At 76.9% G+C, this 25,849-nt stretch carries 23 protein-coding genes; 8 read left to right on the top strand and 15 right to left on the bottom strand.

Annotated elements, in window-relative coordinates:
* Window positions 1-50: 50 nt before the first annotated feature.
* Together B8281_RS05035 and B8281_RS05030 are read left to right on the top strand one after the other, a co-directional pair.
* A complete protein-coding gene (locus tag B8281_RS05035; RefSeq protein ID WP_085387105.1) occupies window positions 51-1,496 on the top strand; it encodes a multidrug effflux MFS transporter in 1,446 nt (481 codons plus the stop codon).
* A 127-nt stretch (window positions 1,497-1,623) separates the two neighbouring features.
* Entirely contained in the window at window positions 1,624-2,439 is an 816-nt protein-coding gene (locus tag B8281_RS05030; protein WP_157446564.1) for a uracil-DNA glycosylase, read from the top strand.
* Between the two features lie 70 nt (window positions 2,440-2,509).
* On the opposite strand, the gene B8281_RS19175 is transcribed toward B8281_RS05030, so the two are convergent.
* Window positions 2,510-2,674 carry a hypothetical protein gene (locus B8281_RS19175; protein ID WP_157446563.1) on the bottom strand — a complete coding sequence of 55 codons (165 nt, stop codon included), beginning with the start codon at window positions 2,672-2,674 and terminating at the stop codon, window positions 2,510-2,512.
* A gap of 320 nt (window positions 2,675-2,994) precedes the next feature.
* Window positions 2,995-3,423 carry a VOC family protein gene (locus tag B8281_RS05025; protein ID WP_085387103.1) on the bottom strand — a complete coding sequence of 143 codons (429 nt, stop codon included), beginning with the start codon at window positions 3,421-3,423 and terminating at the stop codon, window positions 2,995-2,997.
* 83 nt (window positions 3,424-3,506) lie between these two features.
* On the opposite strand from B8281_RS05025, the gene B8281_RS05020 reads away from it, so the two are divergent.
* Window positions 3,507-4,244, top strand: coding sequence for a TetR/AcrR family transcriptional regulator (locus B8281_RS05020; RefSeq protein ID WP_085387102.1), 738 nt, complete (start codon window positions 3,507-3,509; stop codon window positions 4,242-4,244).
* Between the two features lie 18 nt (window positions 4,245-4,262).
* Here the strand turns inward: B8281_RS05020 and B8281_RS05015 are convergent, their stop codons facing one another.
* From B8281_RS05015 to B8281_RS04985, 7 genes are all read right to left on the bottom strand, one after another.
* The gene (locus B8281_RS05015; protein ID WP_085387101.1) at window positions 4,263-7,391 is read right to left on the bottom strand and encodes an AAA family ATPase; all 3,129 of its coding nucleotides are present in this window, start codon (window positions 7,389-7,391) and stop codon (window positions 4,263-4,265) included.
* Window positions 7,391-8,686: an exonuclease SbcCD subunit D gene (locus B8281_RS05010; protein WP_085387100.1), complete on the bottom strand. Its 1,296-nt coding sequence runs from the start codon at window positions 8,684-8,686 to the stop codon at window positions 7,391-7,393. Before B8281_RS05010 ends, B8281_RS05015 begins: the two co-directional genes overlap by 1 nt.
* A 65-nt stretch (window positions 8,687-8,751) precedes the next feature.
* A complete protein-coding gene (locus tag B8281_RS05005; RefSeq protein WP_021483854.1) occupies window positions 8,752-9,126 on the bottom strand; it encodes an STAS domain-containing protein in 375 nt (124 codons plus the stop codon).
* Between the two features lie 337 nt (window positions 9,127-9,463).
* Window positions 9,464-9,997 (bottom strand): aminoacyl-tRNA deacylase, encoded by a 534-nt coding sequence (locus B8281_RS05000; protein ID WP_034650291.1) that lies wholly within the window; start codon window positions 9,995-9,997, stop codon window positions 9,464-9,466.
* Window positions 9,998-10,057: 60 nt separating this feature from the next.
* Entirely contained in the window at window positions 10,058-10,591 is a 534-nt protein-coding gene (locus B8281_RS19725) for a DUF2087 domain-containing protein (protein WP_232322678.1), read from the bottom strand.
* A 126-nt stretch (window positions 10,592-10,717) separates the two neighbouring features.
* A complete protein-coding gene (locus tag B8281_RS04990; protein ID WP_085387099.1) occupies window positions 10,718-12,457 on the bottom strand; it encodes an ABC-F family ATP-binding cassette domain-containing protein in 1,740 nt (579 codons plus the stop codon).
* Window positions 12,458-12,677: 220 nt separating this feature from the next.
* The gene (locus B8281_RS04985; RefSeq protein ID WP_085387098.1) at window positions 12,678-14,741 is read right to left on the bottom strand and encodes a D-alanyl-D-alanine carboxypeptidase family protein; all 2,064 of its coding nucleotides are present in this window, start codon (window positions 14,739-14,741) and stop codon (window positions 12,678-12,680) included.
* Between the two features lie 197 nt (window positions 14,742-14,938).
* Between B8281_RS04985 and B8281_RS19170 the strand changes: the two genes are divergently transcribed.
* Entirely contained in the window at window positions 14,939-15,457 is a 519-nt protein-coding gene (locus tag B8281_RS19170) for a DivIVA domain-containing protein (protein ID WP_198163150.1), read from the top strand.
* A gap of 171 nt (window positions 15,458-15,628) precedes the next feature.
* Window positions 15,629-16,201 (top strand): hypothetical protein, encoded by a 573-nt coding sequence (locus B8281_RS04975; RefSeq protein ID WP_085387096.1) that lies wholly within the window; start codon window positions 15,629-15,631, stop codon window positions 16,199-16,201.
* Between the two features lie 243 nt (window positions 16,202-16,444).
* On the opposite strand, the gene B8281_RS04970 is transcribed toward B8281_RS04975, so the two are convergent.
* Window positions 16,445-17,254: a lipopolysaccharide assembly protein LapB gene (locus tag B8281_RS04970; RefSeq protein WP_043653690.1), complete on the bottom strand. Its 810-nt coding sequence runs from the start codon at window positions 17,252-17,254 to the stop codon at window positions 16,445-16,447.
* A gap of 198 nt (window positions 17,255-17,452) precedes the next feature.
* On the opposite strand from B8281_RS04970, the gene B8281_RS04965 reads away from it, so the two are divergent.
* Window positions 17,453-18,628: a GAF domain-containing sensor histidine kinase gene (locus tag B8281_RS04965; protein ID WP_232322677.1), complete on the top strand. Its 1,176-nt coding sequence runs from the start codon at window positions 17,453-17,455 to the stop codon at window positions 18,626-18,628.
* 21 nt (window positions 18,629-18,649) lie between these two features.
* Here B8281_RS04965 and B8281_RS04960 read toward each other — a convergent pair whose 3' ends face one another.
* From B8281_RS04960 to B8281_RS04950, 3 genes are all read right to left on the bottom strand, one after another.
* Complete coding sequence (locus tag B8281_RS04960) at window positions 18,650-19,165, bottom strand: GNAT family N-acetyltransferase (RefSeq protein ID WP_085387095.1); 516 nt, start codon at window positions 19,163-19,165, stop codon at window positions 18,650-18,652.
* 28 nt (window positions 19,166-19,193) lie between these two features.
* The gene (locus B8281_RS04955) at window positions 19,194-19,667 is read right to left on the bottom strand and encodes a pyridoxamine 5'-phosphate oxidase family protein (protein WP_081599918.1); all 474 of its coding nucleotides are present in this window, start codon (window positions 19,665-19,667) and stop codon (window positions 19,194-19,196) included.
* A 145-nt stretch (window positions 19,668-19,812) separates the two neighbouring features.
* Complete coding sequence (locus B8281_RS04950) at window positions 19,813-20,541, bottom strand: response regulator transcription factor (protein WP_081599919.1); 729 nt, start codon at window positions 20,539-20,541, stop codon at window positions 19,813-19,815.
* A gap of 212 nt (window positions 20,542-20,753) precedes the next feature.
* Here B8281_RS04950 and B8281_RS04945 point away from each other — a divergent pair, with 212 nt between their 5' ends.
* Together B8281_RS04945 and B8281_RS04940 are read left to right on the top strand one after the other, a co-directional pair.
* Window positions 20,754-21,653, top strand: a complete 900-nt coding sequence (locus B8281_RS04945; RefSeq protein ID WP_186325251.1) for a universal stress protein — start codon at window positions 20,754-20,756, stop codon at window positions 21,651-21,653.
* A gap of 50 nt (window positions 21,654-21,703) precedes the next feature.
* Entirely contained in the window at window positions 21,704-22,714 is a 1,011-nt protein-coding gene (locus B8281_RS04940; protein WP_085387094.1) for an arginase family protein, read from the top strand.
* Window positions 22,715-22,820: 106 nt separating this feature from the next.
* Here the strand turns inward: B8281_RS04940 and hutI are convergent, their stop codons facing one another.
* Together hutI and hutU are read right to left on the bottom strand one after the other, a co-directional pair.
* A complete protein-coding gene (hutI, locus tag B8281_RS04935) occupies window positions 22,821-24,116 on the bottom strand; it encodes an imidazolonepropionase (protein ID WP_232322676.1) in 1,296 nt (431 codons plus the stop codon).
* Window positions 24,113-25,819, bottom strand: coding sequence for a urocanate hydratase (gene hutU / locus B8281_RS04930; protein WP_085387093.1), 1,707 nt, complete (start codon window positions 25,817-25,819; stop codon window positions 24,113-24,115). Before hutU ends, hutI begins: the two co-directional genes overlap by 4 nt.
* Window positions 25,820-25,849: the final 30 nt, after the last annotated feature.

The raw sequence follows: 25,849 nt of genomic DNA, 5'->3' as shown, positions 1-25,849 counted from the left end.
ACGTACGCCGTGCGGGAACACGCGGCGCACCACCGGTGGTTGCCGCTGTCATGGCCTCCACCCCACCCGCGACCCCGGCGCCGACCGCGCCCGTCGCCGCCCGCCCGGGCACCGCCCCCTCGCCGAGCCCCGCGGCCCGCACCGGGCGCATCAGCGCCGGTCTCGTCCTGCTGCTCTCCGCGCTCACCGCCGTCGGGCCGCTGACGATCGACCTCTACCTCTCCGCGTTCCCGCGCATCGTGGACGAGCTCGGTACGACCGAGTCCCGCGTCCAGCTCACCCTCACCGCGACCCTCGCGGGCCTCGCCCTCGGCCAGCTCCTCATCGGGTCGGTCTCGGACGCGGTCGGCCGCCGCGCTCCCCTGCTGGTGTCCCTCGCGGTGTACGTGGCGGCGTCCGTCGGGATCGTCTTCGCCGGCTCCGTCGCCGCGCTCACGGGCCTGCGGTTCGTCCAGGGCCTCTCCGCGGCCGCCGGGATGGTGCTGTCCATGGCGATCGTGCGCGACTCGTTCGAGGGCTACCAGATCGGCAAGGTCATCGCGCGGCTCATGCTCGTCGTGGGCGTCGCGCCCATCCTCGCGCCGACCATCGGCGCGCAGTTCCTGCGCCTCGGGTCGTGGCGCGGCATGTTCGTCGCGCTCGCCGTCGTGGGGGCCGTGCTCTTCGTGCTCGTGCTCCTGCGGCTGCGCGAGACGCTGCCCGTCGAACGCCGCCGCAGCGGCGGGACGGTCGCGGCCCTGCGCTCGTACGGCTCGCTCCTCGGGGACTGGTCGTTCATCGGCCTCGCGCTCATCGCCGGCTTCTACATGGCCGCGATGTTCACCTACATCTCCGCGTCGACGTTCGTGTTCCAGGACTTCTACGGGATGTCCGCGCAGCAGTACGCGATCGTCTTCGGCGTGGGCGCGGTGGCCGTGACGGCGGGCAGCCAGATCAACGGCGCGCTCGTCGGGCGCGTCACGCCCGAACGCATCCTCCAGGCCGCGGTCGCAGCCGGGTTCGTGCTGTCGGGCGGGCTCCTCGTCGCCGCGCTCGCGGGTGGCGGGCTCGCGTGGCTCGTCCCGCTCATCGTGCTCACGCTGGGCACCGCGGGCTTCGTCATGCCGTCCGTCCCGGCCATCGCGCTCGAGCGCAACGCGCACCGCGCCGGCAGCGCCGCGGCCCTCATCGGCGCGTTCCAGTTCGGCGTCGGGGCGGTCGTCGCGCCGGTGACCGGCCTGCTCGGCGGGTCTCCGCCGGTGACCATGGCCGCGGTGATGTTCGGCGTCGTCGTGGTCGCGGGCGTCGTGCTGCTCGGCCTGCGGCACACGTTCGGCGCACCGCTCCCGGCCGACGCCACTGGCTCCCTCGGCGTTTCTGACCCCGCCGTCGGCGTCCCCGCCGCGGCCACCGTCCTCCCGGACGCGGCCGTCGAGGCCACCCTCCCCTCCGCCGACGCGCCCCACGACGCTGCGGCGCTCGCCGGCGCGACGGCGCCGACGAACCGGCAGGCCTGACGGCCGACCACGGCCCTGCCGCCCGCTGAACACGGGATCGGCGACCGGATCTCGCGGATGTCGGTCGCCAGTCCCGTGCTCGGCGGACGGGGGCGCGGGCGGGTGGGGGTCCGGGCAGGATGGGCGGGTGACGCCCGACGACCCCGACTACCCGCTCGCGGCCCGGACGGCGCCGACGCTCGCCGCGCTGGACGCCCACCTCGTCGAGTGCCGGGCGTGCCCACGGCTCGTGGCCTGGCGCGAGCACGTCGCCGACGTCAAGCGGGCATCGTTCCGCGACGAAGACTACTGGGCCCGCCCCGTCCCCGGGTTCGGTGACGAGCAGGCGGGGATCGTCGTCGTCGGGCTCGCGCCCGCCGCGCACGGGGCCAACCGCACAGGACGCATGTTCACGGGCGATCGCAGCGGCGACTTCCTCTTCGCCGCCATGCACCGCACGGGCCTGGCCAACCAGGCGACGTCGGTCTCCGCCGACGACGGCCTCCGCCTCACCGGGATCCGCGTCACCGCGCCGGTGCGGTGCGCGCCCCCGGACAACAAGCCGACTCCGGAGGAACGCCGCCGCTGCGGCCCGTACCTCGCGCGCGAGGTCGAGCTGCTGGGCGCGACGGTGCGGGTCGCCGTCGTCCTCGGCGGCTTCGGGTGGCAGGCGCTGCTCTCGACGCTCGCCGAGCAGGGCTGGGCCGTGCCGCGTCCGCGGCCCCGGTTCGCGCACGGTGCGGAGGTGACGCTGCGCCGGGCCACCCCTCGCCCCACTCCGGGGGCGTCCCTCCCCGGCGTCGTGCCCGACGGCGGCCCCCCGCCCCCGGAGCAGACCCTCACCCTGCTGGGGTGCTTCCACGTGAGCCAGCAGAACACGTTCACCGGCCGGCTCACCCCGCAGATGCTCGACGACGTGCTGCTCCGGGCGCGCGAGCTCGCGGGCCTCGGCGCACCGGCCTGACGTGCGCGCGCTCGCGACCGCGCACGGTGGCGAGCCGCCGGACTCTCCGGGCCGCGAGCCCCGACCGCCGCTAGCGGGCGGCGGTGGCCGGGGACTGGCGGCGCGGTGCGTCGGCCCAGCGGCGGCGCTCCGCCACGCGCGGGGCGACGCGGCCGACGAGACGGAGCTGCTCCCGGCGCGCGATGACCTCCATGCGCCGCAGCTCGCGCTCGAGCGGGGACGATGCTGCTGACATTGCTGCTCTCCTTCGACGGCTCCCGGACGACGCCGCCGGACGCGGCCGTTCCCGGGAGAGGACGCGACGACCGGCCCGTCGCTCTGCTCCTCGAGGAGGGACGGACACGCGGCCGGTTCGTGACATCCCGACTCCTGGGGTGATGTCACGGCCTCCGTGGTGGTGCGCCCGGCCACGCCTCGTCCGGCCGAGCTGTGAGCAGCAGCCCTGCACCCCGGGCCTGGGGTCCTGAGCCCCAGCCCCGAACCGTGAGCCCGGAGCCCGGAGCCCGGAGCCCGGAGCCCGGAGCCCGGAGCAACCCTCGGGAACCCACGCGCCGGCTACGCCGTCGGGAGGGCGGACTCCTCGTACTGCTCGACGAACTCCCCCGTCGGCGGGATGGGCGTGATGACGTCCAGGAGCACCCCGTTCGGGTCGGCCGTGATGAAGTGCCGCTGCCCGAACGCCTCGTCGCGCAACGAGCGCAGGATCGGCAGTCCCGCGGCGACGAGGCGCGCGTGCACGGCATCGACGTCCTCGACCTCGAGGTTGAGCAGGAGCCCGCCCGCGCGACCCCGGCCGCTCTCCGGGATCGTCTCGTGGTCGCCGTCGAGCACGGCGAGGTTCACCGACGCGTCGTGCGCGGACTGGAGGTGGACGTACCAGTCGCTCGTGAAGAGCGGCCGGAAGTCCAGGTGGTCGCGGTAGAACGCGACGGTCCCTGCGACGTCGCCGGTCATGAGCACCGGGTACCAGCTCGTGATGCGCACGGTCTTCTCCTCGTCGTCGGCGACCGGGTGGTCGCAGAAACCAACAGGCTGTATGTATCGAGGATGGCCTACAGTCTGTCGGTATGCAAGAGCGCCGCCGGACCAACGCCGAACGCACCCACGCGACCCGCGCGGCCCTGGTCGCGGCCGCGCGCGACCTCTTCGTCCGCGCCGGGTACGCCGCGACGTCGACGCCCCAGATCGCCGCCGCCGCGCACGTCACGCGCGGCGCGCTGTACCACCACTACGCCGACAAGCAGGACCTCTTCCGCGCCGTCGCCGAGGCCGAGGCGGAAGCGGTCGCCCGGGAGATCGAGGAGCGCACCGCCGCGGATCCCGGCACGGCAGCCGCGGAACGACCGGACACGCCGGACACCCCATACGGCCCGGACGCCCCGGACGCCCCGGACGCCCGCGCGATGCTCGTGGAGGGTGCGCGCGCCTACCTCGACGCGATGGGTGAACCCGGCCGCACGCGGCTCCTCCTCGTCGATGCACCCGCCGTGCTCGGCCCCGCAGAGGCCGACGCGCTCGACGCCCGCCACGCGCGCCGCACCCTGCGGGAAGGGCTCGGCGCGGCGCTCGGCGCCCAGCCCGGCGGGGGCAGCGCGAGCAATGGCTCCGGCGCGGGCGACGACGTCGCACGAGACCTCGCGGACGAGGAACGTCTCGACGCGCTGACGCTCCTGCTGTCCGCGGCGTTCGACCGCGCCGCCCTCGCGCTCGACGCGGGCGCGCCGCCGGGACCGTTGCGGGCTGCCGTGACCGAGCTCGTCGACCGCGTGTGCGCGCCGTCACCAGGACCGCGCCCTCGGTCCTGACGGACGGCGCAGCCCTGGTCAGGCCCGCACGCTGAGCGTGCTGCCGCCGCCGGGGAGGCGGCGGACCTCGACGCGCTCCGCGACGGACTGCTTGAGCGCCTCGACGTGGGAGACGACGCCCACGACGCGCCCGCCCGCGCGGAGCCGGCCGAGCGCCGCGAGGACGGCCTCCAGCGTCTCCGGGTCGAGGCTGCCGAAGCCCTCGTCGACGAACAGCGTCCCGAGCTCGATGCCGCCCGCCTCGGCCGTGACGACGTCCGCCAGCCCGAGGGCGAGACACAGCGACACGTAGAACGTCTCCCCGCCGGACAACGTGCGCGGGTCGCGCTCGCGCTCCGTCACGTGGTCGAGCACCTTCATCGCGAGGCCGCGCTTGTGCGCCCGCACGTCCTCCCGCGTCGCGCTGCGCACGAGCTCGTACCGCCCCGACGACATCTCGGCGAGGCGCTCGTTCGCCGCCGCGACCACGTCCTCGAACCGCTGCACGAGCACGAACGTCGCGAGCGAGAGCGCGTGCGCGTTGTCGCCCGTGCCCGACGCGAGCGCGGCCATGCGCGCGACCGGTCCCGCCGCGTCCCGCGCCGCGGTCCAGCCGTCGACCGCCGCCCCGACGGCCTCGGCCGCCGTCCGGGCCGCCTCGGCCCGGCGGGCGACGAGCTCGTGCTGCCGCGCCGCGGCTCCGGCGACGGCCTCTGCCTCCTCGACGGCGGCGCGCGCGCCCGCCACGTCGGCCCGCGCGTCCTCGGGCAGGTCGGCGAGCGCCGGGTCCGCAAGACCGGTCGCCGTCGCGGTCCGCGCGGCGTCGTGCTCCGCGACGCGCTGAGAGAGCGTGTGCAGCTCGGCGTCGTCGAGCACCGCGGCGAGCGCCTCGGCCGCGTCCGCGAAACCGGACCGTGCGACGAGCGCGGCGACGTCGGCCGCACGCTCCTCGCACGCCCGCTGCGCGGCGGCAACGGCGCTGCCCGCGTCCGCGAGCGCGTCGATCGTGCGCACCCGGCCCTCCAGCGCGGCCGCGAGCACGGCGACGGGGTTGCGCGCGCCGCCCTCGCCGGCGAGCGGGTCGGGCAGGTCCACGAGCTCCACGAGCGGGCCCGCCGCGTCGAGCTCGGCGCGGATCTCGGCGCGGTCGCGCGCGAGGGCCGCCTCGATCTCCTCGAGCCGCGCGGCCGTGCCCGCGACCGCCTCGGCGAGCCCGGCCGCCCGGGCCTCCAGCGCACGCGTCTCCGCGTCCAGCTCTTCGAGCTCGCGCTCGGCCTCGGCGCGCTCGCGCTCCGCGGCGCGCGCGGCGGCCACCAGCTCCTCCGCGTCCGCGACCCGCTGCCCGGCCTCCTGCGGGGTCAGGCCGTCGGCGTCCCGACGACGAGCCTCGCACCGCTCGGCGAGCACCTGCGCCCGGGCCGAGACGTCGTGCAGCAGGCGCTCGGCGTCCGCGCGCTCCCGCTCGGCGCGCTCGACGTCCTCGACCGCCGGGTGGTCCTCGGCGAGCGGCGCCGGGTGCGGGTGCTCGGCCCCGCCGCACACCGGGCACGGCTCGCCGACGGCGAGGCCCGCGGCGAGCTCCCCGGCCAGACCTGCGATGCGCGCGGCCCGCAGCCGGGCCTCGTGCTCCACCGCCTCGTGCGCCCGGGCCGCGGCCCGCGCCCGCTCGGCGTGCGCCTCGGCCGCCTCGGTCGCGAGCGCCGCCGTCTGGCGCGCCGCCTCCTCGACCGCCCGGGCGCGGTCCGCCCGCTCGCGGAGCACCCCGAGCTCGCCCGCGGCCGCGGCGAGGGACGCGACGCGCGCGCGCACGGCGTCGCGGCGCGCCGGACGCGCGTCGAGCTCGGCCAGCACGCGACCGCGCTCCTCCGTCGCCTGCGCGACCTCCTTGCGCCCGTCGGCGAGCTCGCGGTCGCGCCCGGGCAGCGACGCCCCCACCGGGACGAGCCGCGCCACGCGGACGGCCGCCGTCGCGACGTCGGCGCGCAGCGCCTCGAGCGTCGTCGGGTCGGCGTCGGCGAGGACGGCGGGCGCCCCGGTGCGCGCGAGCGCGAGCCGGTCGAGCGCGGCGCGCAGGGTCTGCTCGGCGCGCGCGAGGCCCTGGGCGGCCGGAGCGACGACCGCGGCACGTGCCGCCGCGTCCGCCCGACGGCGACACTCGGCCACCGCCGCCTCCTCCCCGTCGAGGCGTGCCGCGTCGGCCCGCAGCCGGGCTCGCCGCTCCAGCGCGTCGTGCCGGGCGCGCTCGTGCTCGAACCGCTCACGCGCGGCGGCGAGCGTCGCGTCGGCCCCCGCCGCACCCTCGGCCAGCGCCGTGGCCTCGGTGTCGAGGCGCCCGACGTGCGCGACGGCGAGCGCGTGCACGCCCGGCGCCGCCTCCGCAGCGGCCGGGGCGTCGTCGTCCGCCCTCCGCAGCCGGTCGTCGTCGTCCGCCGCCTCGCGCAGCCGCCGCGCGTCGTCGGGCCCGAGCCCGGCGGCCCCCGCGAACCGCTCCGCCGCGCCCACGACGCCCTGCCGCGCGGCGTCCGTGCGCGAGCGCGCCGCGCGCGCGAGCTCCGCCAGGCGCGCCGCGGCGCGGTGGTAGAGCTCCGTGCCGAAGACCTTCTGGAGCAGCACGGCCCGGTCCTCGGGCTTCGCGCGCAGGAACGTCGCGAACTCGCCCTGCGGCAGCACGACCGTCTGCACGAGCTGGCGCCGGTCGAGGCCCACGAGCCGGCGGATCTCGTCGCTCGCCTCGTCGAGCCGTGCGGAGAGCAGCTCGCCCGCGGCGTCCTCGACCGCGTCCGGCGCGTCGGTGGGCGGCACCTCGGCGAGCCGCCAGAGCCGCACCGAGGCCTGCTGCGTCGTGGTGCCGGTGCCGCGCTTCTTGGGGCGGCGGTACTCGGGCGTGCGCCGGACGCGGAAGACCCCCGCCGGGACCTCCAGCACGAGGTCGACGTACGACTCGACGTCCGGTCCCGCGAACGCCGAACGGAGACGGTCGTCGCTCGCGGCGTCGGAGGCGACCTTGCCGTAGAGCGCGAACACGATCGCGTCGATGATCGTGGACTTGCCCGCGCCCGTCGGCCCCTCGAGGAGGTAGATCCCGGACGCGCCGAGCGCCGCGAGGTCGACGTGGTGGCGGCCCGCGAACGGGCCGATCGCCTGGAAGGTCAGGGAGTGCAGGTGCATCAGGCGCTGCGCTCCTCGGCGAGCGCGAGCTCGAACGCCTCGCGCAGCACGACGACCTCCGCGTCGCTGGGGGCGTGGCCGGAGACGTGCTCGACGAAGTCGCGCGCGACGTCCAGCGGGTCGCGCCCCGGCCCGACGGCGGTCACGACCTCCCGCTCGGCGACGCGCGGCGGGCGGTGCGTCACCTGGAGCGCGTGCGGGAACCGGGACCGGACGCGGGCGTACAGCTCGGCGGGCCGGACCGGGTCCGTCACGACGACGCGCAGCCAGTCGTCGACGTGCGGCTCGCCCGCCTCCCCGAGCAGCTCGTCGAGCGGGCCGGTCACCTCCGCGAGGCGGCGCGGCACGGGAGCGGGGACGAGCTCGACCGCCGCGTCGGCGTCCGTGCGGAGCCGGTCGACGTCGACGAGCGCGGTGGACTTGCGCTGGTGCAGCTCCGAGAAGGAGAACGCGAGGGGCGAGCCCGAGTAGCGGGCGACGGTCGCCACGCCGCCCCCGGGCTCCCCGCCGCCGACCTCCGGGACGGTGACCCGCTGCGGCCCGTGGAGGTGGCCGAGCGCCACGTAGTCCACCCCGCGGCCCGCGAACGCGGCGGCCGGGACGGCGTCGACGCCGCCGACGCGGATGTCGCGCTCGGAGTCCGACGCCAGGCCACCCACGACGAACGCGTGCCCCACGACGACCGCCCGCACCCCCGGGTCCGCGGCGCGGCGCCGCGCGAGGTCGGCGCCTACCCGGCGCAGGGCCGCCCCCATGACGGCCTCGTGGGACCGCGCGAGCGGCCGCGGCCTCACCGGGTCGCCGCCCACACTTTCGGCGCCCGGAGCGTCGGCGTCCGGCGCGTCCGCGGCGTCCGCGAGGACGTGGCGGGCCGTGTCCGGGTCCAGGTACGGGAGCGCGTAGACGAGCAGCGGGGAGCCGTCACCGTCTGTCGAACCGGGGCGCGGGCCCAGGACGACGGGCGCACCGACGTCGGCCAGGCGCGCCCGCACGTGGACGCCCGGGCGCAGGAGGCGGTCGCCGAACCCGAGCCGGACGGCGGAGTCGTGGTTGCCCGGCGTGACGACGACGTGCGCGTGCTCGGCGAGCCGCGTCACCGCGTCCGAGAGGAGGGAGACGGCGTCGACCGGCGGGATCGCGCGGTCGTAGACGTCACCCGCGACGACGACCGCGTCGACCGCCTCGGAGCGGGTCAGCTCGACGAGGTGGTCGAGGTGCGCGGCCTGGTGCTCCAGCAGGTCGACCCCGTGCAAGGTGCGCCCGAGGTGCCAGTCGGAGGTGTGCAGGATGCGCATGCCCGCACCGTACCGGCCGGTTCCCACAGCCCCGGGGACCCGGGGCGGCGGCGGGGGCGCGGGTGTCAGACGGCGCCGACGACCTCGATCGGACCGGTCGAGGCACCGCTGCGCTCGACGGGGATGCGCCCGCCCATGCCGATCATGTCGAGCAGCTCGACGATGCTCGGCGACGGGTCGCGGAGCACGACCTCGCGGCCGTCCTCCTCGCCGAGCATGTAGAGCTGGATGATGAACGCAATGCCCGAGGAGTCGATGAAGGTGACGTCGGCGACGTCCACCACGACGCGCCCGCGGGTGTCGAGCACGTAGGACATCGCCTCGCTCGCGCGGTCGCGCAGCGCCGCGTCGACCTCGCCCCACATCGTCACGACCACGCCGCCGTCCGCCGGGGCGTAGACGATCCCGCTCGTCCGGTCGATCGCGCTGCCTGTGTCCACGGTTCCCGCTTCTCTCGAGTCGTCCTGCTGCTGTCGGCCGCCCCTCCGGACAACGTCCGGCGGTGGTGGCCTGTTCCCTGCGCCTGCCTCACGGCTCCGTCCGGCCGCTCGCCGTGACCGTCGGGCGGTGGGTCGGACCAGGCGACCGTGACCGGAGCACCCCAGAGTCTGCACCCGGCGCGGGGCGCACACCAGCCCGCGCGACGGTCGACCGCGACCTTCCTCCGAACCCTCACAACCCGGACCGCGCCGGTGCCTGCGCGCGCCTCCCGGAGCCCCGTGACCGCCACGCTGAGGCGCAGCCCGGGCGGCGCCGCAGGGCTCGTTCCCGGACCCGCTACAGGGGCTCGGTGACGTCGGCGACCTGGGCGCCGAGGGCCGCCACGAGGGCCTGCCCGTCGACCGTCGCGGCCACGCCGTGCTCGCCGGCGCCGATCGAGACGAGGTGGTCGCCGTCGCCCGGGGTCTCCGGGGTGGCCGCCTCGCCCGCGACGTCCACCTCGTCCTCGCCGCGCACGGCGACCACGCGCACGTCCGCCACGACGGGCCACGCGTGCGTGGCGCCGAACGGCGTGATGGTGCCGCGCTCGTACCCCGTGACGTCGCGCGCGACCTCCTTGTCCGGCATGGACAGGCGCGACACCCCGAGCAGCGCGCGCAGCTTGGGCCACGAGATCTGCCGGTCGCCCGGGACGAGCACGAACAGGTAGTCGTCCTCCGCGCGCCGCACGACGATCGTCTTGAGGACGCGCGCCGGGTGCACGCCGCGCGCGGCGGCGGCCTCCTCCAGCGACCCCACCCGGCCGTGCCGGGTGAGGGTGAAGTCGATGCCCGACGCCTCCAGCGCCGCCACGGCGCGCTCGCTGCTCATGAGAACCGACCCTAGCCCTCGCCCCCGACGCACGGGCTGCCGTAGCGAGGCCGCCGCCCGTCAGACGTCGTCGAACTCCGTCACGACGGTGCGCCAGTACTCGGCGCCGTCGCGCGTGCGGTGCACGAGGCCCGCGTCGACCATCGCGCGCCGCAGCGACACGGGGTCCGCCGCGCGCGCCGCGAGCCGCCTGGTCAGCGTGAGCTCGGTGACGGGCTCCTCCAGCGGGAGCACCTGCGCCGCGAGGTACCGCACGACGAGCTCGCGGTCGCGCCACCGCTTCGGCATGCGCAGCAGGCGTCCGTCCGTGAGGAAGCGGTCGGGGCCCGTGGGGCGCGGCGTGGGCACGGTCGCGAGCAGGGCCGCGAACCGCTCGGGCGCCGCCCGCAGGAAGCCCGTCTCCTCGCGCACCACGACGCCCGCGGCGAGGAGCGGCGCGAGCCGACGGCGCTCGTCGGCCGACAGCACCGCCTCCGCGGGCCCCTCGGTCACGACGCGCGCGAGCACCTCGAGCCGTCCCGCGTCGGCGAGCGACGCGACCACCTGCTTCCACGCGTTGTCGGGCACCGGGGCGCCCGTCCGGTCGTCGTCCACCGCCCGACCCTACGCACGCCGCGCCGCGCACGGCCACCGCGTTCCCGGACCCCGCACCCCGTGCTCCACCTCCCGGGTCCGCCCGCGCCCCACCCCGCGGCCGGACCGACGAGCGCGGCGGGGACGTCAGGCGAGGTGCACGGCGTCGCCCTGCCAGCGGCGCCGCAGCCACCGGTCGTGCGACGCCACGACTACGGCGCCCGGCCACTCCTCCACGGCCTCCATGAGCTCGCCCGCGAGCGTGAGCGACACGTGGTTCGTCGGCTCGTCGAGGAGCAGCACGTCGGGTGCCTGCGTGACGAGCATCGCGAGCACCACGCGCCGGCGCTGCCCCACGGAGAGCTCCGCGAGCCGTCGCCCCAGGTCGCGCGGCGCGAGGAGGCCGTGCGCGTCCACGGCCGCGTCGCGCGCGTCCGCCGGGTCCACGCCCTGCGCGAGGGCGAGCAGCTCGCGCGGGGTGCGGTCGTCGTCGTGCAGGTGCACGTCCTGCTCGAGCAGCCCCACCCGGACCCCGCGCGCCCGGCCCACGGTGCCGGCGTCGGGCACGAGGTCGCCCGCGAGCACGTGCAGCAGCGTGGACTTCCCGGCGCCGTTGGCCCCGGTGACGAGCAGCCGGCTCCCCCGCGCGACCTCGATCGACGGGACGCCCGACGCCGCCATGTCGAGCCGGTCCGGCCGCTCGCCCGGGGCGGCCCCGGGCCCTCCGCGCCCGGGCCGGTGCACGACGACGCCCCGCGCCCACGCGACCACGTCGCCACCGCCCGGGGCGAGACGGGTCCCCCCGCTCGGCGGTGCGAAGCGCAGGGGCGGGGGCGGCTTGCGGACCTGGTCGCGCTCGAGCGCGTCGAGCCGCTGCTGCGCGTTGCGCACGCGCCGCGCGACCTGGCCCTGCACGCGCTCGCCCTTGAAGTCGTAGAGGATCTTCGCCTGGTTGCCCCGCTCACGGTTCTTCGCGACGTCCCGGGCTGTCACCGCGACGCCGCGCCGCAGCTCCGCGAGCTCGGCCTGCTCCGCCTCGAAGCGCTGCTCCCAGCGCTCGCGCTCGACGCGCTTGGCCTCGAGGTAGTCGCCGTACGTGCCGCCGTAGAGGGTCCCCGCTCCCCCGCCGCGTGCCGCGTCCCCGCCGCCCGCGCCGCGGAGCGGCTCCGCGACCGGGTCGAGGTCGAGGATCTCGGTGCACACCTCGTCGAGGAACACGCGGTCGTGGCTCGCGAGCACCACGGCGCCCGGGAGCGCGCGCAGCGCCACGGCGAGGAACTCCGCCGCGGCGTCGTCGAGGTGGTTCGTCGGCTCGTCGAGCAGCATCGCGCCGGGCTGGCGCACGAGCAGCGCGGCGAGGCCGAGCCGCGTGCGCTGGCCACCGGACAGCGCCCCGACCTCGCGGCCGGCGACCCCGTCGACGTCGAGCCCGAGACCCGCGAGCGTGCGTGCGGCCCGCGCGTCGGCGTCCCAGACGTCGGCGAGCTCGGCGCGCGCGAGGGCGCGCGCGTACGCCTCCTCGGCACCGGGTACGGGTTCGCCGCCCGGGTCGCCGGCGAGGGCGAGCGCCGCCTCCTCGAGCTCGCGCTCGATCCCGCGGACGCGCGCGAGCGCGTCGTCGACGACCGCGCGGACCGTCGTCGTCGGCGGGTACGGGAACTCCTGGTGCAGGAACCCGAGGTCGGCGGGCCGGCTCACCGTGCCGTCGTCGGGCGCGAGCGTGCCCGCGAGCACCCGCAGGAGCGTGGACTTGCCGACGCCGTTCTCGCCGACGAGACCCGTGCGGTGGCCGGGGTCGACGGCGAGGTCGACGCCGCGCAGGACCGCGCGGCCCGTGAAGGACACGCGGACGTCGGACGCGCGCAGGACAGGGGTGGGACGTGCCATGGGTGATCACCTACCAGGTGCCCGGGTGGCGCGCGCACGCCGCGGAGAGCGGCGGGGGCCACGGCGACGGGCTCGACGGGACGGAGCGGCCGGGGCGGGTGAGGATCACATCGCGCCCGACGCTACGCCGTCGGCACGGGAGACGCACGGCATTTTCCCGGCGCTGCCCTCGCGCCGGGCGCGCGCACGGTTCCACCGAGGCCCGACGACGCCCCTCGGCTCAGGGGGTGGTCGGCTCTGTCCCGGGGGCCGTCGGGGCCTGGGTCGGCGCGACCGTGGGCTCGGGTGCCGGGTCCGTCGGCTCGGGTGACGGCTCGGGCTCGGGCTCGGGCGGCGGCCCGGACGAGACGACGATCGCGACCGTGCTTCCCGGCGCGACCTGGGTGCCGGAGCCCGGCGCGACGGACAGCACGGTCCCGGGCGCGGCCTCGTCGACCTTCGTCGTGACGCTGACCTTCAGCCCGGCGCCCTGGAGCGCTGTCTCCACGGCGGCCTGCTGCTTGCCGACGAGGTTCGCCGGGACGGCGACGGTCGTGGGCGGCGGCGGGTCCGTGGGCTTCGTCGGCGGAGGTTCCGTCGGCGTCGGCGTCGGCGTGGGCGTCGGTGCCGGGGGCTGCGGCGCGGGCGGGGTCGTCGGCTTCGGCGCGGGCGCGCTCGGCCCCGTCGGCTTCTGCGGCGTGGACGGCGCGCTGCTCTCGGCAGGCGTGTACCGCGTCGGCATCTTGCCCGCCGCGAAGAACTCGAAGTGCCACGGCTCCGGCTTGGAGCCGTTGGGCCGCGCCCACGCGGGGTTGTCCCAGCCGTAGTCCGGGCCGTGCGTGCGGAGCCAGACGTACTCGAGCGACGTCCCCGACGGCACGTTCCCGCCGACGTCGATCGCGAGCCCCCACCCGTGCTGCGACGTGCCGGGCACGGCCGCGAGGTAGGGCTTGACCGCCTTGAGGCGCACCTGCTCGTCGTACGGGCGGTACGCGTCGGTGATCTTCAGCGCGTACCCGAACTCCTTCTCGAACTCGGCGGCGAGGGCCTCGAGCTGCTCCGCGGCGTCGCAGCGCAGGGTCTTGCCCGGCGCGAAGTCGAGAGCGCACAGCGCCTCCGGCGGGATGCGGCCGTTCTGGTACTGCGCCGTCGAGCCCGCGTACCGCTCGACGACCTCGGCGAGCCGCTCCGCGAGGGTCGTGCCCGCGAGCGCCGTCGCCCCGGCGGCCGGGACGACCCCGACCGGCACGAGGTCGGTGCCGAGCAGCTCGGCGAGCGTCGTCGCGGAGGCGAGGACGTCCTCCAGCGTCACGTCGCCGTGCGCGTGGTCGTCGCCCTCGGCGTGGTCGCCGTCACCGCTGTCAGCCGAGCCGTCGGCCGGGTCCTGGGAACCGTCGATCTCGCCGGGTGCCACCCCGTCGGGCGCGGGCACCTCGTCCTCGGGCAGCGTCCGGTCGCCCGGGGACCCCGGGCCTCCCGGGGATCCCGTGCCGCCGGGGGCGGACGGGTCCAGGGGCGTGCTCGTGCCGGGCGCCGGGCTCGGCGCGCCGCCGGGGCTCGGGGTGACGCTCGGCGAGGGGTCGGTGGACGCGCCGGGGGACGGGCTGCTCGTCGGGCTCGGCGAGGGCGCGGTGGGCGTCGCCGCGGTGCGGACCGCATCCGCCGCCGCGTCCCCGGCGGCGTCGACCGTCGCGGGCTGCTGCGCCGGGCGGTCGGTCGCGGGGTCCGCGGTCTCGCCGTCCGTGCCCGTCGTGGTGTCGTCGTCACCAGCGCCGGCGCCTGCGCCCGTACCCGGGCCGAGCGGCTCCGGCAGCTCGGGGACCTGCGCGCCGTCGAGCGACTCGTCCAGGTCGAGGTCGCCGTCGGGCACGAGGGGCGCGGGGACGCGGCGGGCCGCGTCCTGCTGCGCGAGGTAGGTGGCCAGGAGCATGCCGAGCTCGGCGCGGGCCTGCTCGACGGGCGGGGAGACGTGGCCGTCGTCGAGCGCGTTGGCCGTCGCGAGGACCTCGATGGCGCCGTCGAGCTGCTGGCCCTCGTCGAGGCCGGCCCCGAGCGTGCTCGAGAGCGCCGCGACCTGGGTCGCCGTGGTCGCCTCCTGCGCGAAGAACGACGCGCCCGGGCGGGGTTGGGCGCTGCCGGCGAGGGCCGCGGCGAGCGTGATGGCGAGCGCCGACGAGATGAGGACGTGCGACACGGTCCGCGCGCGCCGTCCGAACGACTCCGGGCCCACCGCGGCGGCGGCGGGCGCGGGCTCGAGCGTCACGGGCGCGTCGTCCGCGCCCTCGTGCTCCGCCGTGGTGCTCACCGCTCACTCCCGTGCTTCGTGCCCTGCCACGGGCCTGCGGTCCCGCACGCCGGATGTGCGCGTCGTCGCGCCCGACGTCACGGCTGCGCGCGCACACGATCGGTGTGCTGCACGCCACAGTGCCCTCGTCCGCCTACCGTACACCGCCTCCACGAGGCTCTCACCCCGGTCTCATGTTCGCGGTGGACAATCGCCCCATGAGTTCACCGACACGTCACCGCAGGTCAACGTCCCGCGCCCTCGCGCTCGGGGCAGCCGTCGCCGCGACCGTCGCGCTGGGCGGGTGCGCCGAGGACGGCTCGGTGAGCGTGCCGGAATTCACCCTGACAGGCGACCAGGTCCAGCAGTTCCTCGACGACGCGGGCGCGCAGGTCGAGACGATCGGCGAGGACGTCCGGTCGCTCACGGACGACCTGGGCACCCTCCCGGACGACACGCGCACCCGCGCCGAGGAGGCTGTCGCGTCCGCGCAGGAGGCCGCCGACGAGGCCCGCGCCGCGGCGGACGAGGCGGCGTCCGCCACGGACGAGACGCGCGCCCAGGCCGAGGAGCGCCTGGCCGACGCCGAGGCCGCGCTCGAGGACGCGTCCGCCGAGCTGGGCGACGTCGCGGGCTCGCTCTCCGGTGCCGACGCCGCGGTGCGCGACGGGATCGAGAGCCTGCGCACCCGGGTCGACGAGCTCCGCACCGACCTCGAGGACGCCTCGGGCTCCTGACCGGGCGGGCCCAGCGCGGCCCGTGGCCGGTATCCCCGGGCCCTCGTCCGCACCGGGGACCTAGGTCCCCGGGCCCGGCGACTTTTGCCTGACGTCCACCCTTCCTTCACAGGGGTTTGCTTGGTCTCAGGAGCCCGACCGCACCGGACGGGTCGATGAGAGGGGACAGTGATGAAGGGGACGATCGAGCGGAACGCCAACGCGCCGCTCCCTACGGTCGAAGGCACCGAGCCGGAGACCCTCAGCCTCGCGGAGCGCGCCACGCGGCCCACCCAGGTGGTCCTCGGCGTCCTGCGGATCACGATCGGGTTCTACTTCCTCTGGGCCTTCCTCGACAAGACGTTCGGGCTCGGGTTCGCCACCCCCGCCGAGCGGTCGTGGCTCAACGGGAACAGCCCGACCACCGGCTTCCTGTCGAACCTCGAGGGCACGTTCTCGGGCTTCTTCAGCGGCCTCGCGGGGAACGCGTTCATCGACGTGCTCTTCATGGTCGGCCTGCTCGGCATCGGGCTCGCCCTGATCCTGGGCATCGGGATGCGGATCGCCGCGGTGAGCGGCACGCTCCTGCTCCTGCTCATGTACCTGGCCGAGCTCCCGCTCGTGACCAACCCGATCATCGACGACCACATCACCATGTCGCTCACGATCATCGCTCTCACCCTCCTCGGGGCGGGCAGCGTGCTCGGGCTCGGCAAGACGTGGAAGAAGATCCCGTTCGTCCAGCGCAACGCCTGGCTGGTCTGACGGTTCGACCGCCCGCCGTGTGCGGCGGGCCACGGGGCGACCGATACCGCGCGACGATCTGAGGCCGTCGCTGCAGGGAGTCGCTCCCGGGGGAAGAGGGGCGTGCGGGCGGTGGGGAGACCACCCGCACGTCCCGCCCTCCGCGCCCGGCAGGGCGACCGACAGCTCGACGGAGCCGGTCGCCCGCCGGGCGCCTTTCTGCGTGCCCGGCCCGCGGCCGCCCGGACCGGTGCGACCCCGGCGTCAGCCGAAGCGGGCCAGCAGCTCCGCCGCCTGGGGATCGCCCTGGGCGGCCGCCTCGTGCCACAGGGCCATCGCCTCGGCGACGCGGCCCGCCCGGAGGCGGAGCACCCCGAGGCTCGTGCGCGCCGTCGGCTCGCCGGCGAGCGCCGCCTGCTCGAGCAGGTCCTCGGCGTCCGGCCCGCGACCCGCGCGCACGTAGAGGTCCGCGAGGGCCGCCGCGACGCGCGCCTCGCCCGCCCCGGCCCACCCCTCGAGCAGCGCGACGGCGGCGTCCGGGGCGAGCGCGCCGCTGCGCACGAGCTCGACCGCCGCCTCCCAGCTCTCGCCCGACGTCGCCGCGAGGACGTCGTCGGCCGCGTCGCGCTCCCCCAGCTCGGCGAGCACCTGCGCGAGCCGCACGGCCGCGCCCTCGACACCCTGCGCGAGCTCGTACCAGCGGCGGGCCGCGTGCAGGTCGCCGCGCTCCGCCGCGACCTGCGCGGCCATGAACGCCCCCAGCGCGTCGCCCGCCAGACCGGCGAGCTCGAAGCAGCGGAACGCCTCCGCGGCGTCGCCCGCCTCGTGGTGCGCGACGCCCAGCCGGTACACGGCCCCGGGCACGCCCTGCTCGACGGCCGCCTCGTAGAACGGGACCGCGGCGGCCGGGCTGCCGAGCGCGCGCAGGTCGTCGGCGATCGCGACGAGCTCGGCCGGGTCGTCGGGGTGCAGGTGCCCGACGGCGGACCGCAGGTCCGCGAGGGCGCTCGCCGCGGCCTCGGCGGGCGCCCCGGAGTGCGGGGCGACGTCCGCGCCCTGGTCGGTGGTCGGCATGCGGCACCGCGTCCCTTCGGCCCCCTGCGTCGACGGCCCGGTGGTCCGGGACCTGCACGACGGCGACGTGCGGCCGGCGGCAGGACGGCGTCGGACGTCCCGAGATGTGGACGCACGATAGCGCGGCGGTGTCGCCCACGTCACACCCCGGGCGAGACGGGTGCCGCCCGACCGCCGGGGTCTGGGAGACTGCATCGGGTGAGCGGAACGACCGACCTGCCGGCCAGCGCCGGGCAACGCGTGCTGGACGCCGTCGTGGCGGTGACGAGCGACCTCGACCTGCCGCAGGTGCTGCGGCGCATCGTCGACGCGGCGATGGAGCTCACGGGCGCCCGGTACGGCGCGCTCGGGGTGCTCGACGCCTCGGGGCGCGAGCGCCTCGCGCAGTTCATCCCCCTGGGCCTCTCGGACGACGAGGTCGCCGAGATCGACCACTGGCCGCACGGCGAGGGTCTGCTGGGCGAGCTCATCGACCACCCGGCGCCCATCCGCGTCCCGGAGATCGCCGACGACGTGCGCTCGGCCGGCTTCCCCGAGGGCCACCCGCCCATGCACACGTTCCTCGGCGTGCCGGTGCGGGTGCGCGACACGGTGTTCGGCAACCTCTACCTCACCGACAAGCAGGTCCCCGGGGGCGGGTGCGAGGAGTTCACCGCGGAGGACGAGGCGGCCGTGGTCGCGCTCGCCGCCGCCGCGGGCGTCGCCATCGAGAACGCGCGGCTCTACGGCCGGGCGAAGCAGGTCGGCGTCCTGGAGGACCGCGACCGGATCGCGCGCGACCTGCACGACGTCGTCATCCAGCGCCTCTTCGCGTCGGCCATGACGCTCATGAGCGTGCAGCCGCTCGTCAGCGACCCGAACGCGCGCACGCGCATCGAGGAGACCGTCTCCGACCTCGACGAGACGATCCGGCAGATCCGGTCCACGATCTTCGCGCTGCACACGGCCACGGACCCGGACGCGCCCTCGATCGAGGACCGGTTCCGCGCGCAGGCCGAGGCCGCGACGACCGTGCTCGGGTTCGCGCCCGAGGTCGACGTCGAGGTGGCGGCCGAGGGGTCGGGCGCGGGCGTGACCGACGGCGGCCCCAGCCTGCCGGCCGAGGTCGCCGACCAGCTCGTCGTCGTGCTCGGCGAGGCCCTGACCAACGTCGCCCGGCACGCGCAGGCGAGCCGCGTCGTCGTGCACCTGGCCGTCACGGCGCACGAGGCGCGCCTCACCGTCACCGACGACGGCGTGGGCATCCAGCCCGGCGGCCGGCGCTCCGGCCTGCGGAACATGCAGGCGCGCGCCGCCGCGCTCGGCGGGTCGAGCACCGCGACCGCCCGGCCCGACGGCGGCACGCGCCTCGAGTGGTGGGTGCCGCTCGGCTGACGCGCCCGCGGGGCAGGGTGCTCAGAGCGCCCGGTGCATGACGTGCATGCCGACGAGCCCGTGCACCGGGTGGTCGAACGCCTCGGGGACGGTCGCGAGGATCGTGAACCCCAGCGACTCCCAGAGCCGGACCGCGCGCTCGTTCGTCTCCACGACCGCGTTGAACTGCATCGCCCGGTAGCCGTCTGCGCGCGCACCGTCGAGCACGGCGCGCGCGAGCGCCCGGCCGACGCCACGCCCGGCTCCGTCGGGCCCGACGACGAAGCTCGCGTTCGCGACGTGCGCCCCGGCACCGGGGTGGTTGGGCAGGTACTTCGCCGTGCCGAGCACGGTGCCGCGGGCGCCGTCCTCCGCCGGGACGGCCACGAGGACGCGCGCCCCTGGGGCGTCGAGCCACGCGGCCCGAGCGTCGGCCTCGGTGATGTCGCGCGGATACGTGTACGTCTCCCCCGCGCGGAACACGGGCTTGAGCGCCCGCCAGATGCCCGGCCAGTCCGCGGGCGTCGCGGTGCGCACCTCGGTCGTCGTCGGGGTCACCCAGCGAGCGTAGTGCGCGCACCCGGCGTCAGCGCAGTATCCGCCGCCCCGTAACGATGCGCGGCACGACCTTGATGACGCGGTCGCGCACGCCGGGCACGAAGGTCACGAGCGGCAGCGCGAGCAGCCGCGCGCGCTCCACCGGCTCCGTGACCTCGAACGTGCGGCCGACGAGCACGACGGACCACCCGGAGCGGGCGTCGGCGTCGAACGAGTCGACCTCGAACGCCACGACGGCGCGGCTGGCGGCCACCGCGAGCTTCGAGCCCTCCGCGGTCCGGAACACGACGTCCGGGCCGTCGAGCACGAAGTTCACCGGCTGGATCGCCGGCAGCGCGTGGTCGGTGTAGACGATCCTGCCCACGGGGACGGTCGCGAGGAGCGCGTAGCTCTCCTCCGGCGTGAGCTCCGCGAGCCCTGCCGAGGCGCGCGGGCGCTCGGCCGTCGCGAGCCCCCCGCTCCCCACCGGTGCCCCTGTCCCGGTCCGCTCGACTGTGTCCATCTCCACATCGTCGCGCCGCGGTGTCAGATCCGGGAGTGCCGAAGGTCCCGACGCCGCGCGGTCGCCCGGTCCGTGGGCGTCGGTCCCCGGACCGTGCGCGGGCGAGCCCTCGGGCCCCGTCCCGCCCTGCGGGTCGGGCCCGCCGTCAGGGACGCTGCGCCGGGCCACCGTGCTGCCGGTCCCCCGTGGGACCGCCCGCGCCCGGAGCGCCCTGGCGGGACGCCTCCTCCTGGCGCATCTCGGTCGCGAGGACCGCGACCTGGGTGCGGCGCTGCAGGCCGAGCGTCGCGAGGACGTGGGAGACGTAGTTCTTGACCGTCTTCTCCGCGAGGTAGAGGCGCTTGCCGATCTCGCGGTTCGTCAGGCCCTCGCCGATGAGCGCGACGATCTGGCGCTCCTGCTGGGACAGGCCCTCGAGGCGGTCCGGCGTCTCGTCCGCGGCGTGCCGCAGGCGCTCCAGCACGCGCGCGGTGCTCGCCGGGTCGAGCAGCGACCCGCCCGCCGCGACCGTGCGGACCGCGCCGACGAGGTCGGACCCGTGGATCTGCTTGAGGACGTACCCCGACGCCCCGGCGAGGACGGCCTGGAACAGCGCCTCGTCGTCGGCGAAGGACGTGAGCATGAGGCAGCCGACCTCGGGCAGCTCGGAGCGCACCTCGCGGCACACCTCGACGCCCGAGCCGTCGGGCAGGCGCACGTCGAGGATCGCGACGTCGGGGCGCGTCGCCTTGATGCGGGCGAGCGCGGAGGCGGCGGTGCCGGCCTCGCCGACGACGGTGATGTCACCGGCGGCCTCGAGCAGAGCGGCGACGCCGCGGCGGACCACCTCGTGGTCGTCGAGCAGGAACACGCGGATCGGGTGGGGAGAGCCCATGCCCTCAACGTAGCCGGTCGGAGGGGGATTCTCGCGCGCGCCCGCCCGTGGCGCCGCGGGTGCGGGACCTTCGTCCCGGTGGGTCGTGCCGAGCGTCCCGCGCGTCGGGGGCGGTCGCCGGGTGCGGCGGACCGCCCGCGCGGGGTATCCAGGAGGTGTGGCAGGTGGCGGGACGACCGCCACGAAGGGGACGACGGACCGAGGTGGTCATGGTGAGCGGATCGACGCAGCAGGTCGTGCTGGTCGGTGTGGACGGCAGCACGACGAGCGGCAAGGCCCTGGACTGGGCGGTGCACGAGGCGGCACGTCGGGGCGCGGAGCTGCGCGTGCTGCACGTCGCGTACGTGCCCGTCGTCGCGACGCCGTTCGTCGGCGGCGCCTACTACCCGAGCGTCGAGGAGCTCGGCGAGATCGCCGGCCCCATCCTCTCGGCCGCCGCCGAGCGCGCGGCGCACGTGGACGCGTCGGTGCCCGTGCGGACGCTGCTGCGCTCCGGCCCGCCCTCGGAGGCGCTGCTCGACGAGGCCAAGGACGCCGACCTCGTCGTCGTGGGGTCGCGCGGGCTCGGGTCCGTCGGGTCGATGTTCTTCGGGTCCGTGGGGACCCGGCTGGCCGCCCGCGCGCCCGTGCCGGTCGTCGTGGTGCCGCCGTCCGTGGACCACGTGGAGCGCACGACCGACGTCGTGGTCGGCGTCGACGGGTCCGTGCACGGCGACGCCGCGCTGCGGTTCGCCCTCGACGAGGCCGCGCGCACCCGCTCCCGCGTCGTCGCGGTGTGCGCTTGGCGGCTGCCCGCCGGGCCGCTCTGGGAGGAGAACCCCGCGTTCTACACCGCCGCCGAGCGGGACGCGCGCGCCGAGGCGTCGCGCACCGTGGAGGCCGCGCTCGGGCGCGTGCGCACCGCGGAGCACGACGACGTCCTCGTCGAGACGTTCGTCGTCGACCGCGAGCCGTCGGTCGCCCTCCGGGAGGCCGCGGCGGGCGCCGCGCTGACCGTCGTCGGGTCGCGCGGCCGCGGCGACCTGCGCGGCATGCTCCTCGGCTCCGTGAGCCAGGAGGTGCTGCACCACGCGACGCACCCGGTCGCCGTCGTGCACGCGGCGCGCGACTAGGTGCCGCCCGCGCGGGGCGGGGCCGCCGTCGGGCCGCTAGCGTCGGGACCGTGAGCGACGACGCGCAGGCCCTCCCGCACGACCCCTCGTGGCCCCGGGCGGGCGACTGGCCCTGGCCGACGGGTGACGCCGTCGACGTCGCGCTGCTCGGCGTCCCGGCCTGGCGCACGTCGCTCTCGCCGACCGGCGCGCACGCGACGCCCGCAGCGGTGCGCGCCGCGCTGCGAAGGTTCAGCCCCGCGCTCGTCCCCGACCGCCCGCTGCCCGACGGCGGCCCCACCGCCCGCGTGCGACCCGTCGCCTCGGGCGGTCCCGCGGAGCGGACCGGCCCCGTCGACCTCGCCGAGCTCACGTTCGCCGACCTCGGCGACGTCGACGAGCCCGACGGCGCGCAGGGCGAGGCCCGGACGGGCGCGGCGGCCCGCGCGGCGCTGGAGCGCGCACGGCTGCTCGTCGCGCTGGGCGGCGACAACTCCGTGACCGTCGCGACCGCGCTCGGCGCGTGGGGCGACGACCTTGCCACCGCGGGCCTCGTCACGCTCGACGCCCACCACGACCTGCGCGACGGCGTGTCCAACGGGTCGCCGGTGCGACGGCTCATCGAGGCGGGGCTGGACCCGCGGCGTGTCGTGCAGATCGGCGTCGCGGACTTCGCGAACTCCGCCGAGTACGCGCGCCGCGCAGTCGAGCTGGGGATCACCGTCGTGCACGTCGACGAGCTGCGCCGGCGCGGGCCCCAGGACGTGATGCGGGCGGCCATGGAGGTCGCGGGCGCCGCGGGCGGGCCGGTGCACCTCGACGTGGACGTCGACGTGTGCGACCGCTCCGTCGCCCCGGGCTGCCCCGCGAGCGTCCCGGGCGGGATCGCGGCGTGGGAGCTGCGCGCCCTCGTCCGGGCCGCGGCGCTCGACGGCCGGCTCCGCTCCGCCGACGTCGTCGAGGTCGACGCGACGGCCGACGCCCCCGACGGCCGCACGGTCCGCCTCGCCGCCCTCTGCGTCCTGGAGCTCGCGGCCGGCCTCTCCCTCCACCCGCCGACCGCGGAACCGGCACTGACGTAGCCCCCCCCCCCCCCGCCGAGCAGGCGGTTCCGGCGGGTCCACCAGGTGGTCCTGGCACGACACGCGACCCGGACGCACCAGGACGACCTGTTCGACGCCGGGCGGGTCAGGGGTGGGGGTGGCCAGACCTCCACGTCTTCGCTATCAGCGGGACGCCGGGGCGGTAGGCGAGGTGGGTGCGGCTCGGGGCGTCGAGCAGCACGACGTCGGCCCGGGCGCCGGGGGCGAGGTGGCCGACGTCGTCCCGCCGCAGCGCGAGCGCGCCGCCCGCGGTCGCGGACCACACGGCCTCGGCGACGGTCATCCGCATCTCGCGGACCGCGAGTGCCACGCACAGCGGCATCGACGACGTGTAGCTCGACCCGGGGTTGCAGTCGCTCGCGAGCGCGACGACGGCCCCCGCGTCGAGGAGGCGTCGCGCGTCGGGGTAGGGCTGGCGCGTGGAGAACTCGACGCCCGGGAGCAGGGTCGCGACGGTCCCGGCGACCGCTCCCGACGTCCCGTCCGGCCGCGTCCCGCTGTCGGTCCACGAGCCCGCGAGCGCCGCGACGTCGTCGTCGGTGAGGTACGTGCAGTGGTCCACCGCGGCGGCGCCCAGCCCGACGGCGAGGCGCACCCCATCCCCCGGGGCGAGCTGGTTCGCGTGCACGCGCACGCCGAGCCCGGCGGCGGCCCCGGCCTCGAGCACGCGGCGCGACTGCTCGGGCGTGAACGCGCCGGTCTCGCAGAACACGTCGACCCACCGGGCGTGCGGCGCGCACATGGCGAGCATCTCCCCGCACACGAGGTCGACGTACGCGTCGGCCCGGCCCGCGTACTCCACCGGCACGACGTGCGCCCCGAGGAACGTCACCTCGGGCGTCACCTCGCGCGCGAGCCGCACGGACCGCTCCTCGTCCGCGACGGTGAGGCCGTAGCCGCCCTTCACCTCGACCGTCGTCGTGCCCTGGCGGGCCGCCTCGTCGAGGTGCCGGGCCAGCCCGGCGCGGAGCACGTCGTCGGACGCGGCGCGCGTCGCGGCGACGGTCGACCGGATGCCGCCCGCCTCGTACGGGCGCCCGGCCATGCGCGCCTCGAACTCGGCGGCGCGGTCGCCCGCGAACACGAGGTGGGTGTGCGAGTCGACGAACCCGGGGAGCACCGCGCGCCCGCCCGCGTCGACGGTCACGTCCGGCTCCCGTCCGTCCAGCGCGTGCCCGACGGCGTCCCGCGCCTCCCGGGCCGGGCCCGCCCAGGCGACCCGGCCGCCGTCGAGCAGCACGACGGCGTCCGTCACCAGGCCGGTCGGGTCGCCGTCGCGCGTGCCGGGACCGCCCGGGGCGTTGGTCGTCAGCTCCCCGATGCCGGTGACGAGGGTCGACCCGGGCACCGAGGACGTGCCCGCCGCGCGGCGACCCGTCACGGCGTCTCCCGCGCGGGGACGCGGAGCCCGCCGCGCTCGGCGGCGACGACCGCGTCGTCGTACCCGGCGTCGACGTGGCGCAGCACCCCGAGGCCCGGGTCGTTCGAGAGCACGCGCGCGAGCTTGGCCGCGGCGAGCGGCGTGCCGTCGGCGACGGACACCTGGCCCGCGTGGATCGAGCGGCCCATGCCGACGCCGCCGCCCTGGTGGATCGAGACCCACGTCGCGCCCGACGACGCGGCCGTGAGCGCGTTGAGCAGCGGCCAGTCGGCGATCGCGTCGGAGCCGTCGGCCATGGCCTCCGTCTCGCGGTACGGGGACGCGACCGACCCGGCGTCGAGATGGTCGCGGCCGATGACGACCGGAGCGCGCACCACGCCCGAGGCGACGAGGTCGTTGAACGCGAGGCCCGCGCGGTCGCGCTCGCCGTGCCCGAGCCAGCAGATGCGCGCGGGCAGGCCCTGGAACGCGACGCGCTCCTGGGCGGCGCGGATCCAGCGGTGGAGGTGGTCGTCGTCGAACAGGTCGAGCACGGCGGCGTCGGTCGCGGCGATGTCGCGCGGGTCGCCCGAGAGCGCGGCCCACCGGAACGGGCCCTTGCCCTGCGCGAACAGCGGCCGGATGTACGCGGGCACGAACCCCGGGAAGTCGAACGCGCGGTCGTAGCCGCCGCGGCGCGCCTCGTCGCGGATCGAGTTGCCGTAGTCGAACACCTCGGCGCCCGCGTCGAGGAACCCGACCATGCCCTCCACGTGCCGGGCCATGGACTCGCGCGCGCGGTCGGTGAGCTCGTCGGGCTTCGCGGCGGCGTAGTCGGCCCAGTCCGCGAGGTCCACCCCGACCGGCAGGTACGACAACGGGTCGTGCGCCGACGTCTGGTCCGTGACGACGTCGACCTCGACCCCGCGTCGCAGCAGCTCCGGCACGACCGTCGCGCTGTTCCCCTCGACCCCCACCGACAGCGCCCGGCGCTCGCGCCGCGCGTCCTCGACGAGCCGGACCGCGGCGTCGAGGTCGTCGGCGACGACGTCGAGGTACCGCTCGCGCACGCGTCGGTCGAGCCGCGACCGGTCGACGTCGACCACGAGGCACGCGCCGCCGTTGAGCGTCACCGCGAGCGGCTGCGCGCCGCCCATCCCGCCGCACCCGCCGGTGAGCGTGAGCGTCCCGGCGAGGGTCCCGCCACTGAGCCCCTGCCCGCCCTGGCGGGCGGCGAGCTTCGCGGCGACCGCGGCGAGCGTCTCGTACGTGCCCTGGAGGATGCCCTGCGCGCCGATGTAGATCCACGACCCTGCCGTCATCTGCCCGTACATCGTCAGGCCCGTCGCCTCGAGCCGCCGGAACTCGGGCCACGTCGCCCAGTCCCCCACGAGGTTGCTGTTCGCGAGGAGCACGCGCGGCGCCCACTCGTGCGTCCGCAGCACCCCGACGGGCTTGCCCGACTGCACGAGGAGCGTCTCGTCGTCCGCGAGCGTCGTGAGCGTGCGGACGATCGCGTGGAAGCTCGGCCAGTCGCGTGCCGCCCGGCCGGTGCCGCCGTAGACGACGAGGTCGTCGGGCCGCTCCGCGACCTCGGGGTCGAGGTTGTTCATGAGCATCCGCAGCGGCGCCTCGGTCTGCCAGGACCGCGCGGTGAGGGTCGTGCCGCGCGGGGCGCGGACGGAGACGGGCGTGCCGAGGCGGTGGGTCGGCTCGTGGGCCATGGTCGTCTCGCTCCTTCGGGTCGGGTGGGT

It is taken from the genome of Cellulosimicrobium sp. TH-20, assembly GCF_002105775.1.
GTDB classification, from domain to species: Bacteria; Actinomycetota; Actinomycetes; order Actinomycetales; family Cellulomonadaceae; genus Cellulosimicrobium; species Cellulosimicrobium funkei.
The sequence above is the reverse complement of the archived record's forward strand: the minus strand, read 5'-3'. Positions and strand labels throughout refer to the sequence as shown.